Genomic DNA, 407 nt, shown 5'->3' on the forward strand with positions numbered 1-407 from the left:
GCCAAGCTCGTCTTCTGTAAAACCGAGCCTGCGGTCACCGAATTCACTGCGCATACGCTCGTTTGAGTGTGACAGAAAATCGGCAATAACCAACTTCCCACCACTTGAAAGAGTTCGCGCAGCCTCTGCAACAGCTTTATCCGGGCGTGGCAAATGATGCAGAACCATGGAAATAAAAGTCAGGTCAGCTTCCCAATCGCGCAGGGGTAAATGGGTAAGCTCGCCAATACGCAGGCTCACGTCGGGATGATTACCAAGACGTTTTTCAGCCAGTTCCAGCATCTTGGGCGAACTGTCCACTCCGATAACTGTGTCACATTTCGCAAGCAAGCTTTCCAGCAAAGAGCCGTTACCGCAACCGAGATCAACTCCAACCGAACAACGATCTACCAGATGAAGCAGCTCGC

1 protein-coding gene is annotated in these 407 nt (G+C 51.6%); it reads right to left on the reverse strand.

The window, feature by feature from the left end; translation table 11 throughout:
* Positions 1-407 (reverse strand): class I SAM-dependent methyltransferase (locus tag EMN46_RS19235; protein ID WP_154202628.1); only part of this gene is annotated, 407 nt, incomplete at both ends.

This window comes from Ancylomarina sp. 16SWW S1-10-2, assembly GCF_009669305.1.
GTDB lineage: Bacteria > Bacteroidota > Bacteroidia > Bacteroidales > Marinifilaceae > Ancylomarina.